The following is a 510-nucleotide window of genomic DNA, read 5'->3' on the forward strand; positions in this document are numbered from 1 at the left end:
GCGACCGCAGTGACCTTCGGCGCGACCGCCGCCGCCAGCTTCACCGTCAACAGCGCGACCAGCATCACCGCGACCGCCCCTGCAGGCACCGGCACCGTCGACGTGCGCGTCACCACTACCGGCGGCACCAGCGCGACCTCGGCCGCCGACCAGTTCAGCTATATCGCGGCCCCCGCCATCACCGCGATCTCGCCCAGCTCGGGTCCGGCGAGCGGTGGTACCTCGGTCACCATCACCGGCACCGGCTTTACCGGGGCTACCGCCGTCAAGTTCGGTGCGACCTCTGCAACCGGCATCACCGTTGTCAGCGCGACCAGCATCACTGCAACCGCTCCGGCTGGCAGCGGCACCGTCGACGTGACCGTGACCACCCCTGGCGGCACCAGCGCGACCTCGGCCGCCGACCAGTTCAGCTATGTCGCGGCCCCCGCCATCACCGCGATCTCGCCCAGCTCGGGCCCGGCGAGCGGTGGCACCTCGGTCACCATCACCGGCACCGGCTTTACCGGC

1 protein-coding gene is annotated in these 510 nt (G+C 71.4%); it reads left to right on the forward strand.

The genetic code is table 11. From position 1 onward, the window contains the following. Positions 1-102 precede the first annotated feature (102 nt). Positions 103-510 (forward strand): IPT/TIG domain-containing protein (locus tag AACY45_RS27990; protein ID WP_339548715.1); only part of this gene is annotated, 408 nt, incomplete at its 3' end.

It is taken from the genome of Pseudomonas sp. RA_35y_Pfl2_P32 (genome assembly GCF_963970735.1).
Lineage (GTDB): Bacteria > Pseudomonadota > Gammaproteobacteria > Pseudomonadales > Pseudomonadaceae > Aquipseudomonas.